A 14001-nucleotide genomic window follows, 5' to 3' on the forward strand; every position below is an offset into this window, starting at 1 on the left:
AATTCTCAAGACATTGATTTTATTGGTTTTCAAAACTGGCACGGTCTTTGAAATAGAGAGATCAGAATTTGTGCGTCCCCCGATTAATTAAGGAGATCAGACAATGGGCGTGTTTTCGCGTTTGTCAGATATCGTAAATGCCAACATCAACGTGCTTTTGGATCGTGCCGAAGATCCGGAAAAAATGGTGCGTTTGATGATCCAGGAAATGGAAGACACTCTGGTTGAAGTGCGTTCCGCCGCCGTCAAGGCGATTGCCGATAAAAAGGAAGTCGAACGGAAGCTTAAAAAGCTGCATGACGGTCAGGTCGAATGGGACACCAAGGCAGAGTTTGCTGTGTCCAAGGGCCGTGATGATCTTGCCAAGGGTGCGTTGATGGCGCGTCGTCGTCTGGCCGATCAAAGTGTTGTGCTTGAGCGCGAGCTTGAAGTCATAGAAGAAACACTTGGCAAGTTTGACGAGGACCTTAATAAGCTTCAGAACAAGCTGAATGAAGCCAAGGGCAAGCAACGTGCGGTCGAAATCCGCATGCAGACGGCTGAAAAGCGTGTCAAAATGCGTGAGAAGATTCATTCCGGTCAGATTGACGATGCGTTGCTGCGCTATGAAACCATGGAACGTCGCGTTGACGAACTTGAAGCCAGTGCGGATTCCTGGGACCTTGGCCGCGGGCAGAGCCTTGAAGATCAGTTTGAAGACCTTGAGGCGGAACTTGGGATCGAAGATGATCTTAAGGAGCTTAAAGCCCGCGTGAAGAAAGACGTGAAGAAAGATAAGTAATCAACCGGTTTGTGTGTTTTAGCGCGTGAGCCTGCAGAGGGAAGAAGTTGTCAGCCATGTGGGCGATTGCCATACCGCTTATTGTGTTTGTTGCCGTTGTCGGTCCGGTCTGGGTGGTGTTTTATTACATCACCGTCTGGAAACGGATGAAGGCAGAAGAACGCGCACAAAACCCCGCGCAGGCTGCCCGCGAACAAGAAGCGGTGGCCGGTTTGAAAAAACGGGCCGCGCGACTTGAATCCCGTGTTGAAACACTTGAACGCCTGTTAGATGCCGAGGTTGCCGAATGGAGGAACAGGATATGACTGCTCAGCAAGCAGCTGCCGGAGACGGTTTTGGCCGCAGTCACAAGAAACGCGCCCGTGGCGGATGCGGATTTTCAAAACGCGACCGTGACGGACAGAAATGTGATGGCGTGATCAGGCGCACCACGCAGGGAATCTCAGATGCATTTGGTATCCCGCGCAAAGGTGTTCTGGTTGCCTTCATTCTGATCCTGATCTTCAGCTTCCCGGTCGGGGTTATGCTGTTCGGGTTGGCATGGGCCTATGTCCATCATCCGCACTGGTTTGATGGGCTGCGCGGTAAAATCCGTGGTGGTTCGGCCCGACGGTCAGCACCAAACAGCGCATCTGGCAGCAAAACCAAATCCGATGCGAATGATGAACGCCCGACAGTGGGTGTTGATTACGAAGAATCCTGGATGGAAGACCTGCGCGATCAGTTCGACGATCTTGAACGCCGGACCGGTTCGATGGAGGGGTTTGTTGCCTCTGGCGATTACGGCGTCGCATCTGAATTGGCCAAGATGAAACAGGATGATGTTTCTGATGCCAAGAACGCAAAAGACGCCAAAAACGATCCCGATCAGACCGGCAACAACCCGGATGGTCCAAAGGCGTAACAGCCCGGTTTTAAAGATGTTTCAAAGATTGACGGTGGTTTTTGCTTTCCCCAATCCCCCCTCGCGTTAGCAACGTAAAGCCGCCGTCATGTTCATAGCCGACGAAAAGCCGGATCGCATTTGTGGTCCGGTTTTTCTTTTGTTTGCAGTTCACTGCAGAAAAATTCCCAAATAGCGTTTATCAGTATACCTAATTTAAAGGTTTTCTCGGCAAAGTCGGGAGAAATGCCCATCTATATGGGCGGGGCGTTTGGGGAAGACATCTATGGCTGCCATGATCGAACATCCGGGTGAAAGGGATTTTCTGCATCGATTGATGCTTGATAATCCATGGTGGGACGGGATCACGGATGATGTGGTGCAAGGATTGCCGCAGCGCGCGTTTTTCAAGCGTTTCTGGAGTGCCCTTGAAAAGCATGACGGGCAGAAGGCGGTTGTTCTGACCGGGCCGCGCGGGGTTGGTAAAACCGTGATGATGCGCCAAGCCGTGGCGGAACTGTTGAACGCCGACACGCCGCGCCGCCATGTTTGCTATATCTCGCTTGAACATCCGCTGTTTCTGGAAATTGATCTGCCGCGATTGCCAAAATTGCTGCGCTCCATGCGCGGTATTTCGGCGGACCATCCGTTATGGCTGTTTATTGACGAAGTTTCCTATCAGCGCGACTGGGAAGATCATTTGGCAAGATTGCTGGTGGCCGATCCGATGTTGCGTGTGGTGGCGGTCAGTGCGTTGGCACCAAGTGCGGATAGTGCGGGCCATATCCAAAGCCTGTTTTTACCGCCGTTTAGCTTTGCCGAATATCTTGAGCAAAAAGGCATTGCACCCACGGATGTCTTGCCGGAAACCCCCAATGTCGGGCGCTATACCGCCGAGGTGCCAGATGGCTTGATCGAGTTGAATGATCTGTTTGAAGATTACATCAATGAAGGTGGTTTTCACGACCGTAACGGCGAAGCCGGGGCCATTCACCGATCGCTTCATTCGGACCTGCCGGGATTACATGGCATATCGAGCCCGTCTGACCTGCATCGTTTGTTCGCGCTTCTTGCCTATAATACCGGGTCGGAATTTTCGATCGAGACATTAGCGCGTGAGCTTGATATCGCCAAAAACACCCTGCGTCGGTATCTGGAATATCTTGAAAGTGCTTGGCTGGTCCGTCGGCTTGAACGGGTCGATCAGGATGCCAAACCGTTTCAGCGCGCGGTTGCCTTCAAGGTCCATTTGATCCATCCCGGTCTTCGCACCGGGCTGATTGGCGGGCGGGCATCGGACAGTGCCACCATCACACGATTGGCCGAAACCGCCATCCAGACACAGTTTCTGACATCAAGTGTCGGGATGGAAAGCCTGTATTATGCGCGGTGGGGGCATTATGAGGTGCCATTTGTCTTCCTCGATCGCCGGTCGGGAACGCCTTTGTTTGCCTATCACTGTCTGTGGCGCGATGAAGCCATTCGCAAGCCCAAGGAAATTCGCGCATTGGTCAATTTCCGTGGCAGTCATGCGCTGCCATTGGGGGCGTTCGTTCTGACCAAGGCGCAATGGCATGGCGGGAAAGTTGGCGGGGTGCCGACACGGTTTGAACCGGCAAGTGTGCTTGCCCTGCGCATTGGGCTTGAATTTTCGCAGCTTTGACTGCCGTTGAATTCAGGGCGGATTGCCTTCACATGAATTGCAACGCTGCGTCTGATCTTGGCAGTATGATCGCACCGCCCGGTGCGGTCAGGAACTGTATCGGACAAAGCATAGGAGGTCGTTTATGACGACACTTTCAAAGCTTTCTCAAATGTTTGCCGCTGCGGCGCTGATGATGGGGGCAGTATTTTTGCTGTCGCTTAATCCGGCATCTGCACAGGTGGCATGTCCTGTTGGCGCCATCGTGAATGCTGGTTTGCCGACCATCAATGGTGACCACATTTTCTGTGGTGAAATTGATGGTAACGTCAAAGGGTTCCATTCCCGGCCAGGTGGGGTGAATCCTGCCAATGCGGGCATTGCGAATGTTGTAATCACTGCGGCCGCGAATGCCATGGGGGTTTACAACATCTCTTTTGACAAGAACGGCCAGCACAAGACGATTTCGACGATGTTCCCCGATAGCTGCTCGCGGCAAGAAGTGGTGAATTCCATCCTATATGCAGAAACGAATCACGACGCTTGTCCTGCGGGAGCGCAACATTGGGCGACATGTGGTTGGAATCGACCCGATCCGGTCTTGGCGACACAAGGCCCATACTGCGAAGGGGACGATCCGGACAATCGTTTCCACGTTCAGTTCGGTCTTTTGGGTAACGGTACGATCAACACCGCGTTCCCAGTTCGCTAACGACCAGACATGAGACTTTAAGAAAGGCAGGCGGTACTATGTTGAAACCTGATTGGCCAAGCAGGATAGCAGGCGACGAAGGTCATGAGCGTATCGCCGCCTGCCTTGTTTCCGACATTCAAAGCGTTCCTGAGGCGGCGAAGATGGTCTTGGGACATATTGATGAGGTGAGCGCGGGGCTTGCCAGTCATCAGAAACTGGTAATGAATGCATATGTTCTTACGATTCAGTCATCGGTTTGCGAGATTGCACCGCTTTATAAAGAGCAAGGCGAGAAGGTTGTGAATGTGCCAACAGCCGAATTTCGGGCTGCGCTTGTGGCGTGGATCAGTCAGATTAACCGTGCATCTGATTAACCAGACGGCAAACTCTTTGCCGGACTATCGTGTGCGTAAGGTGTGAAAACGGGGATAGCCTTGGTTTTGGGTATAAAGCGTCTTTCGGTACTGGCAGTGATAGTGGTTGCGATGAGCGTCGCATTCATTGCTGTACCTGTGTCTGCGCAGCAAAGCACGGCACAGAAAAAAGCGCCGTCTGATCCGCTTGAAACCTTTTTGCATCAATATGTCCAGCATGCGGGGTTGCCCGGTGGGGTGGTCGGGATTGGCTATGGTTCGGGGGATGTCCGGTTCGCGGCCAGTGGCTATGCCAGTGTAAGACCCGATACCGGCATGAGTGTTGATCGGCAGTTTTATATCGGGTCGCTTAGCAAGATGATGACGGCGGTTGTGACCTTGCAGCTGGCATCGGAAAAGCGGATTGATCTTTCCGATCCGATTGGAAAATGGCTGCCCAAGGAATTTCAGGGCCGCATTGCCAATGCCGATAAGGCAACCATTCGCGATCTTTTGCGCAACAGTTCCGGCATCCCCGATTACCTTGATGGCGAGTTCTTTTTCCAGCTGGTCGGGCGTGATCCGCAACATGGGTGGCGCAATGTTGAATTGCTGCCGCTGATTGCCGATCGGGATGCCTATTTCGAACCAGGGACAAGTTACGCCGCCTCGAACAGTAATTTCATTTTGCTTGGCATCATGATCGAGGCGGTGGAAGGCGACCATATCGAAGCGGTATTTAACCGCCGGATTTTTGAACCTGCGGAAATGGCCGATACATCCTTTGGCCGCTATCCCCGTCCGGATCTTTTGGCGCGGGGATTTGATGATGCCAATGGCGATGGGCAGCTTGAAGATGTCACCGATTATGACGTTGGCGATCAGCTTGCCGATGGTGGCATCATTTCAACCGCGCAGGACATGGTGAAATTCGCCCGCGCCCTGTTTGTGAATGGTGTGTTACTCGGGCCAAACGCCCTAAAACGCGCAACGACCGATACCGCCTTTACTGGCGAAGGATCGTATGGCTACGGGCTTATGATCGGCACAAGCGATTGGGGCCCGGTCTGGGGCCATGACGGGATTTACTTTGGCTATTCCGCCGAATTTTCGTGGTTCCCCGATCAGGATGCCGTGGTGGTGTTTTTGTCAAACGGGCGGGCATTGAATGAGGTGCCCAGTGTGACCAGCATGCTGATGACCGGATTGTTTGGCACGCCGGAATAAGCTTCATCGGTCCAACCTGCCAAAAACAAACATCAAATCGGATCAGAAGATAGAATGCCGGGGCGCATTTTTGATGCCGCAGTGCAAAAAGTGGCTTGCAGTGCATGGCAAGTTTGGGTAATTTTCGTAAAAATTAAAGATAAATATTGTACGAATATTATCAAACGGGAGAATCCTGATGGCTGCTGCCCCGCGTCCGCGCCGTTCTGTTTTGTATATGCCGGGATCGAACGCCCGTGCGCTGGAAAAGGGCAGGAGCCTTCCGGCGGATGGACTTATTCTTGATCTGGAAGATGCTGTTGCACCCGATGCCAAGGATAGTGCGCGGGGGCAGATTGTCAGTGCCCTTGCCGAAGGTGGGTATGGCAAACGCGAAATTCAGATCAGAACCAATGGGCTGAATACGCCGTGGGGATATGCCGACATTGTGGCTGCGGCCAAAACGTCTGCCGATGCCATCTTGCTGCCCAAGGTCGAAAGTGCCGATACCGTCCGCCAAGTGGCCGCGATCATGGAGGCCGAAGGGGCCCATGATGGCATGACCATCTGGTGCATGATGGAAACCCCTCTTGCGATGTTGAATGCCAAGGAAATTGCCGGTGCCCATCCGCGATTGGGCGGGTTCGTCATGGGGACGTCTGATCTGGCCAAGGATTTGAATTGCGCCCATACGCCGGACCGTTTGCCCATGATCACCAGTCTTGGTTTGTGCCTGTTGGCGGCACGGGCGTATGGCTTGGCGATCCTTGACGGGGTTCATCTTGATCTGTCGGACGATGCCGGGTTTGACGCATCCTGCAAACAGGGGCGTGAATTGGGATTTGATGGCAAGACGCTTATTCATCCCAAAACCATTGCCGCAGCCAATGCGGCCTTTGCCCCGGCCCAAGCCGAGATCGACTGGGCGCGTAAAATCACTGCCGCCCACGCTGACGCTTCTGCAGAGGGCAAAGGCGTTGTCGTGGTCGATGGCAAATTGATTGAAAATCTGCATGTGGTTTCGGCCAAAAAGCTGGTCGCGATGGCCGATCTGATTACGGAAATGGACGCTGCCTGACAGGCCTGCCTGCACTCAGATAAAACGGTTCGCGCCGGGTCATAAATGGCTGCATTCAAGACAGCCAGAACGGCGCGCATCGGCATTACATAGAAATTCCGGCCTTTCAGGGGAGGCAATCGAATGTCAAAGACCAATCCGGGCAATTATTTTGAAGATTTCCAGATCGGACAGGAAATCCGCCACGCCACACCGCGGACAATCACAAGCGGCGATGTAGCGCTTTACACCGGGCTTTATGGTCCGCGCTTTGCCGTGCAGTCATCTGACGAGTTTGCCCAGTCAATCGGTTTTCGGTCTGCGCCGGTAGATGATCTTTTGGCGTTCCACATGGTGTTTGGCAAAACCGTTCCCGATGTGTCGCTAAACGCGGTGGCCAATCTTGGCTATGCTGGTGGCGTGTTTGGTGTTCCGGTCTATCCCGGTGATACGGTCAGTTCGGTTTCAACCGTGACCGGGATCAAGGAAAATTCCAACGGCAAGACCGGGGTTGTTTACGTTAATTCCGTCGGGCGCAATCAGCGCGGCGAGATGGTGCTCGATTACAATCGCTGGGTCATGGTGCGCAAACGCGATGAAAGTGCCCCGGCCCCGGAACCCGTTTTGCCCGAATTGCCCGGTGTTGTCGCACCCGAAGCATTTCAAATTCCCGTCGGGCTGGATGTGTCGGCCTATGATACCGAATTGTCCGGATCGCCACATCGCTGGGATGACTATTTTGTTGGCGAGAAAATCGATCATATCGATGGCATGACGCTGGAAGAATCCGAACATCAGATTGCCACGCGACTCTATCAAAACACCGCCAAGGTCCACTTCGATCAGATCGCGGCCAATGGTGGGCGGTTTGGCAAACGCCTGATTTATGGCGGCCATATCATTTCACTGGTCCGGGCATTGTCGTTTAACGGGCTTGGCAATGCATTCCGGATTGCCGCAATCAATGCCGGAACCCACGTCAATCCGGCCTTTGCCGGGGATACGATTTTTGCCTGGTCGGAAATTCTCGGGAAGTTTGACGTGCCGGGGCGGCGTGATCTTGGCGCGCTGCGTCTGCGGCTTGTTGCAGTGCGTGATCGTCAGGCCAGCGATTTTCCGCTGCGGACCGAGGATGGAAAATACCATTCTGATGTATTGCTTGATTTTGATTATACGGTTTTGATTCCACGCTAATTGAAGGGGAAACCGCGAAATACCGGGATATTAAGTGCCTTGCGTTTAACGGTTCCTTTGGATGCTTGGCGCTAATTTCACGCAGCATGGCCTGATGATCTTGATCAGTTGGTCGTGCATCCATATGTGTTTGCAATAAAATAGACCTGATCAATGGGCAGTTTTCTTGCGTATGAAGGTCTAATTGTGCAATTGCTAAATCCACGTTACGTCGTATGCGCATTCAAAGAACGCTCGCATGTGTCTTTGAATAAGCCCTTCCCGCAGGGTGTTTACGGTGTCTGAGAGGTCAACCTACGTAGTTAAACGGAGGCAAAAACGGAGTTTTGTCACTGATTTCTTTGGTTTTCAAAGGGGTTCAGATTGACTCAAACCCGCTGCATGGGTAAATAAACCCTGCTTTCCCGCCAGCTACTTTGAGAAGAGGCAATTCCGCTATGAGCAAAGCCAATCGGCCGCTGTCTCCGCACTTGCAGGTGTACCGGCTTCCGATGACGGCAATGATGTCCATCACTTTCCGCGCGATGGGTGTCGGCCTTGCCATTGGTTTCGTATTTCTGGCGTCCTGGCTTATTGGAGCCGGCGCTGGTCGTGAAGCCTTTAATGGTTATCACGCATTTTTCACCTCGTGGTTTGGTCTGTTGTTGCTGTTCGGTTGGACAGCGGCATTTTATTACCACGCTTGCAACGGTATCCGGCACCTTGTCTGGGATACTGGTCGCGGCCTGTCGAATGAGGGTGCTGCCAAAGGCAACCCAATCGTCCTTGGCGCGGCAGTTGTGCTGACCATCATCACCTGGATCATCGGTCTGGCTTAAGGCCGGGCAAGAGGGGACAAACTTGTCATGAAGATGCAATCCGATCTGGGCCGTGTCCGTGGCCTCGGTTCTGCCAAAAGTGGCTCGTCGCACTGGTGGACCCAGCGCGTTACCGCGATGGCCAACCTTCCGCTCGGCATCTGGTTCATAATTTCGATTCTTGCTGGGCATACGGCTGATTATGACGCCGTGCAGGCCTGGTTGAGCTCGTACTTCCATTCGACCATGATGATCCTGATGATCGTCAGCGTTGCCGTGCATGTCACGCATGGTCTGCAAGTCGTGATCGAAGATTATGTGCATAACCGTAAAGCAGAAGTGATCTCGCTGATGCTGATCAAGGCCGTTGCGGCATTCCTGTCCGTAGCAGCCATCGTATCAGTCCTGCGTATCGTTTTTGCCGGAGCCTGAGCCAATGAGTGAATCATATAAAATTATCGACCATAACTACGACGTTGTTGTTATGGGTGCAGGTGGTGCCGGTCTTCGCGCGACACTTGGGACGGTTGAAGCCGGCCTGAAAACAGCCTGTATCACCAAGGTCTTCCCGACCCGTTCGCACACCGTTGCTGCCCAGGGCGGTATCGGTGCATCGCTTGGCAATATGTCCGAGGATCACTGGCAGTGGCATATGTATGACACCGTCAAAGGGTCTGACTGGCTTGGCGATCAGGACGCGATTGAATATATGTGCCGTAACGCCGTTCCGGCGGTTCATGAACTTGAACATTACGGCATGCCGTTCTCGCGCACCGAAGATGGCAAAATCTATCAGCGTCCGTTCGGTGGTCACACCCGTGATCACGGTAAAGCACCGGTAGAACGTGCCTGTGCCGCGGCTGACCGTACCGGTCACGCAATGCTGCACACCCTGTATCAGCAGTGCCTGAAGCACAAAGCGGAATTCTTTGTCGAATATATCGCCCTTGATCTGATCATGGACGAAGACGGTTCGTGCAAAGGTCTGGTTGCCTGGGATCTTGATACCGGCGAGCTGCACCGTTTCAATGCGAAGATGGTCATTCTGGCATCTGGCGGTTATGGCCGTGCATTCTTTAGCTGCACCTCGGCTCATACCTGTACCGGTGACGGTCATGGCATGGTTGCCCGTGCGGGTCTTGGTCTGCAGGATATGGAATTTGTGCAGTTCCACCCGACCGGCATTTACGGTTCAGGTTGCCTGATCACCGAGGGAGCACGCGGTGAAGGTGGCTATCTGACCAACTCCGAAGGCGAACGTTTCATGGAACGTTACGCACCGACTGTTAAGGACCTTGCATCGCGTGACGTTGTGTCGCGTGGTATGGCACAGGAAATCCGTGACGGTCGTGGTGTTGGCGAACACGGCGAATATATCCATTTGCATCTTGAACATCTTGGTTCGGAAGTGTTGTGGGAACGTCTGCCGGGTATTACCGAAACCGCAAAAATCTTTGCCGGTGTTGATGCGACCAAAGAACCGATCCCGGTTCTGCCAACGGTCCATTACAACATGGGCGGCATTCCGACCAACTATAAGGGCGAAGTTCTGCGCCCGACCGCCAAAGACCCGAACGCAATTGTTAAGGGCCTGATGGCGGCTGGTGAAGCAGCCTGTGTGTCGGTCCATGGTGCAAACCGCCTTGGCACCAACTCGTTGCTTGATCTGGTTGTGTTTGGTCGTGCATGTGGCATGCATGCAGCCGAAGTGGTTGATCCGAAATCATCCTTTAAGGAACTCAAAGGCACGGATGGCGAAGAAGCGATTGCACGCTTTGATCGTCTGCGCTGGGCCAAGGGTTCGCGTCCGACGGCCGATATCCGTCTGGAAATGCAGCGCGTTATGCAGGGTAACTGCGGCGTGTTCCGTACCGCGGAGATCCTTAAAGAAGGCAAAGACAAGCTTTCCGAAACCGCCAAGACCCTTCCGGACGTCGGTGTTTCGGATCGCTCGCTGATCTGGAACTCGGATCTGGTCGAGACTCTCGAACTTGAGAACCTTATGACCTGTGCCGCAGCGACGATGAATTCGGCAGAAGCGCGTCAGGAATCCCGTGGTGCACATGCCCACGAAGATTACCCGAAACGTGATGACGAAGTCTGGATGAAGCACACCATTGCCAAAGTGGATGACACCAAGGGTTATGCTGTTGATCTGACATACCGTCCGGTTAACAACTTCACCCTTACCGATGAAGTGTCATACATCGAGCCGAAAGAGCGCGTCTATTAAGGCGCGGCAAGAGAGGATTTGAGAGATGGTAGAATTCAATCTTCCCGCCAATTCGGTCGTAAAAGAGGGCAAGTCGTTCTCTGCTCCGGCTGACGCGAAGAACACACGTAGCTTCAAGATCTATCGTTTTGATCCTGATAGCGGTGATAACCCGCGTACCGACACTTATGATATCGATCTAGATAAGTGTGGTCCGATGGTGCTTGACGCGCTGATCAAGATTAAAAACGAGATCGATGCGACTTTGACGTTCCGCCGTTCATGCCGTGAAGGCATTTGCGGGTCGTGCGCGATGAATATTGATGGCCGTAACACGCTTGCGTGTCTTAAGCCGATTGATGACATCAAGGGCGAGGTCAAAATCTATCCGCTGCCGCATATGCCGGTGGTCAAGGATCTGGTGCCGGACCTGTCGCAACCTTATGCCCAGCTTGCTTCGATCGAGCCATGGCTTAAAGCCGATAGCCCGGCTCCGCCCGATAGCGAACGTCTGCAGTCGCGTGAAGAACGTGCGCAGCTTGACGGTTTGTGGGAATGCATTTTGTGCTTCTCCTGCTCGACCGCGTGCCCGTCTTATTGGTGGAACTCGGACCGTTATCTTGGCCCGGCTGTTTTGCTGCAGGCTTATCGTTGGTTGGCGGATTCGCGTGACGAATATACCGGTGAACGTCTTGACGCACTTGAAGATCCGTTCCGTCTGTATCGTTGCCACACGATCATGAACTGCACCAACACCTGCCCGAAAGGCCTGAACCCGGCCTTGGCGATTACTGAAATCAAAAAGATGATTGCAGAACGCCGCGCGTAAAGTGCGGGCTGTGTTGCCCTGATATTGGCGTTTTGCGCCAGCATGTTAAAGCCGTCGGTGATCATTTGATCCCGGCGGCTTTTTCGTTCTTGGGTCGGGAGTTTTTGGAGATTAGGACAAAAGCCGTGTCAGCATGTGCCGGAAATGGTCCTGCCCACCGAAGAAGACAGCAAGTATTCTGACATTTTTCGGCTCCTCGATCACGTCGAACCAAATGATCGCCTGACCCAGGGTGACATGGCGCAAGTTTGGCAAAATGTCGTTATGCAGCGTCCCGCAATACGGGGTATTGCCAAGCTTTTCGATGTCTTTCTGGATGGAGAAAAGGCGTTCTTGGGCGTGGGATATGGCGCTGTCAATATCTTCGCCAAACCCGATATAGCTTTCAACGAGAAAATCGAAAATCAGGTTAAAGTCACGCTCTGCATCTGCTGCATAGGTAATCTCATAGGCCATGGGTGCGGCGCTTTTTTTCTGCGATGGCAGAAATGCGGTCTTTCATTGCCGACCCTGTAATGAATTGACCATTGCGGCGGGCTGTTATGATGTCGCGCAAAGCTTCGGTTTCAAGATTTTCGAGTTCGGACTTGTGGCGAAGCAATTCCAAACCCTGCTGCAGGACGGCACTGACGCTGGGGTACTTTCCCTGTTCCACCAGTTCGCGGGCAAAGGCGTTCTGGTTGTCAGTTAAAGAGATGGATGACTTGACGGTCATGATCGTTCTCCTTTCCTGTCTAAAGTGCTACTCAGTAGCACTGCTGTCAAGGCATGGGTGTGCGATTGTGGTTGTTTGTTAATGTCTGTCTTACCGTAAGCGGTTAAGATGGTTGTCGGTTCTCTTCACCAAAATCGGGAATGATCGCCTTGTCGTCACCTCGCTCTTTTTCGACCTCTTCCTTACGCTTATTGCTGGGCTTGGGCCTGATCCTTGGTCTTAACGCCTGTGGCGACACCAGTTCGAACTGGGAACCACAAGATATGTTTGCCGCCCCGACCGAGGCGAAACTTGATGATCGCTATCGGGCGATGATTGATTTCAAGGCACTTGCCCGTGATGATGCCGGCAAGGAATATGCCGCCGGGCCATCGGCAACCGTTCTTGGCGCGGTGGAAGAAGCCGTTACCATGTGCCAGCAAAGCAATGCCCAAGGCTGTAAAGCCGTTCGGGTTGGTCTGACATGGGTGGACGGGTTGGATCAGGCGGCGATTGAAGCGGTCATTTCATCGTACCGCGATACCCTAACGGCAGAGGCCTATCAGGCGGCCGGGCAGGGGAATATGGGGGCGGCCAATTGGCTGGCCTATCATTATGCGGTGCGCGGTGAAAATCTGGGAGAAGCCGAACGTTTGTCCAAGCAAGCCCTTCAAGTGGCCCCGGATGACGGTGGTGCGCTTGATACCTATGGCTTGATACTGTACCGACAAGGCCGATATCAGGAAGCAGAAGACGTGTTTGTCCGCGCCAACAAGGTGATGCCAACGGCCGAGCATATCGCGCATTTTGCCGATAATGCCTTGGCAATGGGCAAAACCGATATGGCGCGCGCGGCCTATCAACGTGCCCTTCAGGCGGGGGCCGGTCCGGTGCTTTCCCAGACCATTCAGAAACGGCTTCTGGCCCTTGATCTGAATGCCGGGGCGGGGACGGGACAACAAGCCCCTGCGCAATGATCTCAAACATCATATTTGACTGCGACGGCGTTCTGATCGACAGCGAAATTCTGTCCTTTGCAGTTGATGAGAAGATGTTGCCAGAGAATGGCGTGACGATAACGGCAGGTGATCTTGCGCGGGAATTTGGTGGTGTCACCTATGGCGAGATGGTGGCGGCCCTGAATGAACGGTTTGGGACAGAGATTGATCCAAAACGCTATCAGGAACGGTGCGAAGCGGAACTGAGCAGAACCTTTGAAACCGAACTGCGCGCCATTCCGGGAATGCGTGATCTTCTAACGCGGCTGACCGTTCCGATTGCTTTGGCATCGGGAAGTGATCTTGCCCGGCTTGATCAATGTCTTGCCCTGACGGGGTTGGCGGATTTCTTTGACGGGCGGATCTTTTCGGCGGAACAGGTTGCACGTGGCAAACCGGCACCGGATGTTTTCCTGTTTGCGGCGGCGCAATCAGGTTGGCAAGCAGCGCAATGCCTTGTGATCGAAGATAGCCCATCGGGGATCATTGCAGCCCGGGCCGCGGGCATGCGATCCGTCGGGTTTTTGGGTGGGGCGCATCGAAGTTTAGAGGATTATGGTATCCTGCGGGATGCTGGTGCAGAATATGTCGCGGGTAACAGCGATGATTTGCATAATTGCCTACGTGATTTCGGGTTGGTTGGTCCATCAAGACACTAGGC

Annotated in this window: 17 protein-coding genes; 15 read left to right on the top strand and 2 right to left on the bottom strand. The window is 53.4% G+C overall.

Annotated elements, in window-relative coordinates:
- The first annotated feature begins 103 nt into the window (after window positions 1-103).
- The 13 genes from pspA (at window position 104) to RIC05_RS08220 (ending at window position 11648) form a co-directional block, all read left to right on the top strand.
- The gene (pspA, locus tag RIC05_RS08160; protein WP_350046677.1) at window positions 104-781 is read left to right on the top strand and encodes a phage shock protein PspA; all 678 of its coding nucleotides are present in this window, start codon (window positions 104-106) and stop codon (window positions 779-781) included.
- Between the two features lie 56 nt (window positions 782-837).
- Window positions 838-1086: an envelope stress response membrane protein PspB gene (gene pspB / locus RIC05_RS08165; RefSeq protein ID WP_350041374.1), complete on the top strand. Its 249-nt coding sequence runs from the start codon at window positions 838-840 to the stop codon at window positions 1084-1086.
- The gene (locus tag RIC05_RS08170) at window positions 1083-1685 is read left to right on the top strand and encodes a hypothetical protein (RefSeq protein WP_350046678.1); all 603 of its coding nucleotides are present in this window, start codon (window positions 1083-1085) and stop codon (window positions 1683-1685) included. Before pspB ends, RIC05_RS08170 begins: the two co-directional genes overlap by 4 nt.
- A gap of 265 nt (window positions 1686-1950) precedes the next feature.
- Complete coding sequence (locus RIC05_RS08175) at window positions 1951-3327, top strand: ATP-binding protein (RefSeq protein WP_350046679.1); 1377 nt, start codon at window positions 1951-1953, stop codon at window positions 3325-3327.
- A 124-nt stretch (window positions 3328-3451) separates the two neighbouring features.
- Window positions 3452-4018 (top strand): EndoU domain-containing protein, encoded by a 567-nt coding sequence (locus tag RIC05_RS08180; protein ID WP_350046680.1) that lies wholly within the window; start codon window positions 3452-3454, stop codon window positions 4016-4018.
- A 38-nt stretch (window positions 4019-4056) separates the two neighbouring features.
- Complete coding sequence (locus tag RIC05_RS08185; RefSeq protein ID WP_350046681.1) at window positions 4057-4374, top strand: hypothetical protein; 318 nt, start codon at window positions 4057-4059, stop codon at window positions 4372-4374.
- A gap of 111 nt (window positions 4375-4485) precedes the next feature.
- Window positions 4486-5580 carry a serine hydrolase domain-containing protein gene (locus RIC05_RS08190; protein ID WP_350046682.1) on the top strand — a complete coding sequence of 365 codons (1095 nt, stop codon included), beginning with the start codon at window positions 4486-4488 and terminating at the stop codon, window positions 5578-5580.
- Window positions 5581-5758: 178 nt separating this feature from the next.
- Window positions 5759-6637 carry an HpcH/HpaI aldolase/citrate lyase family protein gene (locus RIC05_RS08195; protein WP_350046683.1) on the top strand — a complete coding sequence of 293 codons (879 nt, stop codon included), beginning with the start codon at window positions 5759-5761 and terminating at the stop codon, window positions 6635-6637.
- Between the two features lie 123 nt (window positions 6638-6760).
- Window positions 6761-7810 (top strand): MaoC family dehydratase, encoded by a 1050-nt coding sequence (locus RIC05_RS08200; RefSeq protein ID WP_350046684.1) that lies wholly within the window; start codon window positions 6761-6763, stop codon window positions 7808-7810.
- Window positions 7811-8247: 437 nt separating this feature from the next.
- On the top strand, window positions 8248-8628 hold the full coding sequence (sdhC, locus tag RIC05_RS08205; protein WP_350046685.1) for a succinate dehydrogenase, cytochrome b556 subunit: 381 nt from the start codon (window positions 8248-8250) through the stop codon (window positions 8626-8628).
- Between the two features lie 27 nt (window positions 8629-8655).
- Window positions 8656-9039 carry a succinate dehydrogenase, hydrophobic membrane anchor protein gene (gene sdhD, locus RIC05_RS08210; protein WP_350046686.1) on the top strand — a complete coding sequence of 128 codons (384 nt, stop codon included), beginning with the start codon at window positions 8656-8658 and terminating at the stop codon, window positions 9037-9039.
- Between the two features lie 4 nt (window positions 9040-9043).
- Window positions 9044-10840 carry a succinate dehydrogenase flavoprotein subunit gene (gene sdhA / locus RIC05_RS08215; RefSeq protein ID WP_350042837.1) on the top strand — a complete coding sequence of 599 codons (1797 nt, stop codon included), beginning with the start codon at window positions 9044-9046 and terminating at the stop codon, window positions 10838-10840.
- A gap of 25 nt (window positions 10841-10865) precedes the next feature.
- A complete protein-coding gene (locus RIC05_RS08220; RefSeq protein ID WP_350042836.1) occupies window positions 10866-11648 on the top strand; it encodes a succinate dehydrogenase iron-sulfur subunit in 783 nt (260 codons plus the stop codon).
- A 111-nt stretch (window positions 11649-11759) separates the two neighbouring features.
- Here RIC05_RS08220 and RIC05_RS08225 read toward each other — a convergent pair whose 3' ends face one another.
- Together RIC05_RS08225 and RIC05_RS08230 are read right to left on the bottom strand one after the other, a co-directional pair.
- Entirely contained in the window at window positions 11760-12104 is a 345-nt protein-coding gene (locus RIC05_RS08225) for a type II toxin-antitoxin system RelE/ParE family toxin (protein WP_350046687.1), read from the bottom strand.
- Window positions 12094-12363, bottom strand: coding sequence for a ribbon-helix-helix domain-containing protein (locus RIC05_RS08230; RefSeq protein WP_350042834.1), 270 nt, complete (start codon window positions 12361-12363; stop codon window positions 12094-12096). The genes RIC05_RS08225 and RIC05_RS08230 overlap by 11 nt, the downstream gene beginning before the upstream one ends.
- Window positions 12364-12503: 140 nt before the next feature.
- On the opposite strand from RIC05_RS08230, the gene RIC05_RS08235 reads away from it, so the two are divergent.
- A complete protein-coding gene (locus tag RIC05_RS08235) occupies window positions 12504-13319 on the top strand; it encodes a tetratricopeptide repeat protein (protein WP_502989544.1) in 816 nt (271 codons plus the stop codon).
- On the top strand, window positions 13316-13999 hold the full coding sequence (locus RIC05_RS08240) for an HAD family hydrolase (RefSeq protein ID WP_350046689.1): 684 nt from the start codon (window positions 13316-13318) through the stop codon (window positions 13997-13999). The genes RIC05_RS08235 and RIC05_RS08240 overlap by 4 nt, the downstream gene beginning before the upstream one ends.
- Window positions 14000-14001: the final 2 nt, after the last annotated feature.

Origin of the sequence: Thalassospira sp. (genome assembly GCF_040218635.1) — a bacterium.
Lineage (GTDB): Bacteria > Pseudomonadota > Alphaproteobacteria > Rhodospirillales > Thalassospiraceae > Thalassospira.

Bases quoted from the DNA above. Each gene is read 5' to 3' on its own strand.
- RIC05_RS08240 (WP_350046689.1), top strand. From the start codon at position 13,316: ATGATCTCAAACATCATATTTGACTGCGACGGCGTTCTGATCGACAGC.
- RIC05_RS08175 (WP_350046679.1), top strand. From the start codon at position 1,951: ATGGCTGCCATGATCGAACATCCGGGTGAAAGGGATTTTCTGCATCGA.
- pspA (WP_350046677.1), top strand. From the start codon at position 104: ATGGGCGTGTTTTCGCGTTTGTCAGATATCGTAAATGCCAACATCAAC.
- pspB (WP_350041374.1), top strand. From the start codon at position 838: ATGTGGGCGATTGCCATACCGCTTATTGTGTTTGTTGCCGTTGTCGGT.
- RIC05_RS08190 (WP_350046682.1), top strand. From the start codon at position 4,486: ATGAGCGTCGCATTCATTGCTGTACCTGTGTCTGCGCAGCAAAGCACG.
- RIC05_RS08185 (WP_350046681.1), top strand. From the start codon at position 4,057: ATGTTGAAACCTGATTGGCCAAGCAGGATAGCAGGCGACGAAGGTCAT.
- RIC05_RS08220 (WP_350042836.1), top strand. From the start codon at position 10,866: ATGGTAGAATTCAATCTTCCCGCCAATTCGGTCGTAAAAGAGGGCAAG.
- RIC05_RS08200 (WP_350046684.1), top strand. From the start codon at position 6,761: ATGTCAAAGACCAATCCGGGCAATTATTTTGAAGATTTCCAGATCGGA.
- RIC05_RS08225 (WP_350046687.1), bottom strand. From the start codon at position 12,104: ATGGCCTATGAGATTACCTATGCAGCAGATGCAGAGCGTGACTTTAAC.
- sdhC (WP_350046685.1), top strand. From the start codon at position 8,248: ATGAGCAAAGCCAATCGGCCGCTGTCTCCGCACTTGCAGGTGTACCGG.
- RIC05_RS08230 (WP_350042834.1), bottom strand. From the start codon at position 12,363: ATGACCGTCAAGTCATCCATCTCTTTAACTGACAACCAGAACGCCTTT.
- RIC05_RS08170 (WP_350046678.1), top strand. From the start codon at position 1,083: ATGACTGCTCAGCAAGCAGCTGCCGGAGACGGTTTTGGCCGCAGTCAC.
- RIC05_RS08235 (WP_502989544.1), top strand. From the start codon at position 12,504: ATGATCGCCTTGTCGTCACCTCGCTCTTTTTCGACCTCTTCCTTACGC.
- sdhD (WP_350046686.1), top strand. From the start codon at position 8,656: ATGAAGATGCAATCCGATCTGGGCCGTGTCCGTGGCCTCGGTTCTGCC.
- RIC05_RS08180 (WP_350046680.1), top strand. From the start codon at position 3,452: ATGACGACACTTTCAAAGCTTTCTCAAATGTTTGCCGCTGCGGCGCTG.
- RIC05_RS08195 (WP_350046683.1), top strand. From the start codon at position 5,759: ATGGCTGCTGCCCCGCGTCCGCGCCGTTCTGTTTTGTATATGCCGGGA.
- sdhA (WP_350042837.1), top strand. From the start codon at position 9,044: ATGAGTGAATCATATAAAATTATCGACCATAACTACGACGTTGTTGTT.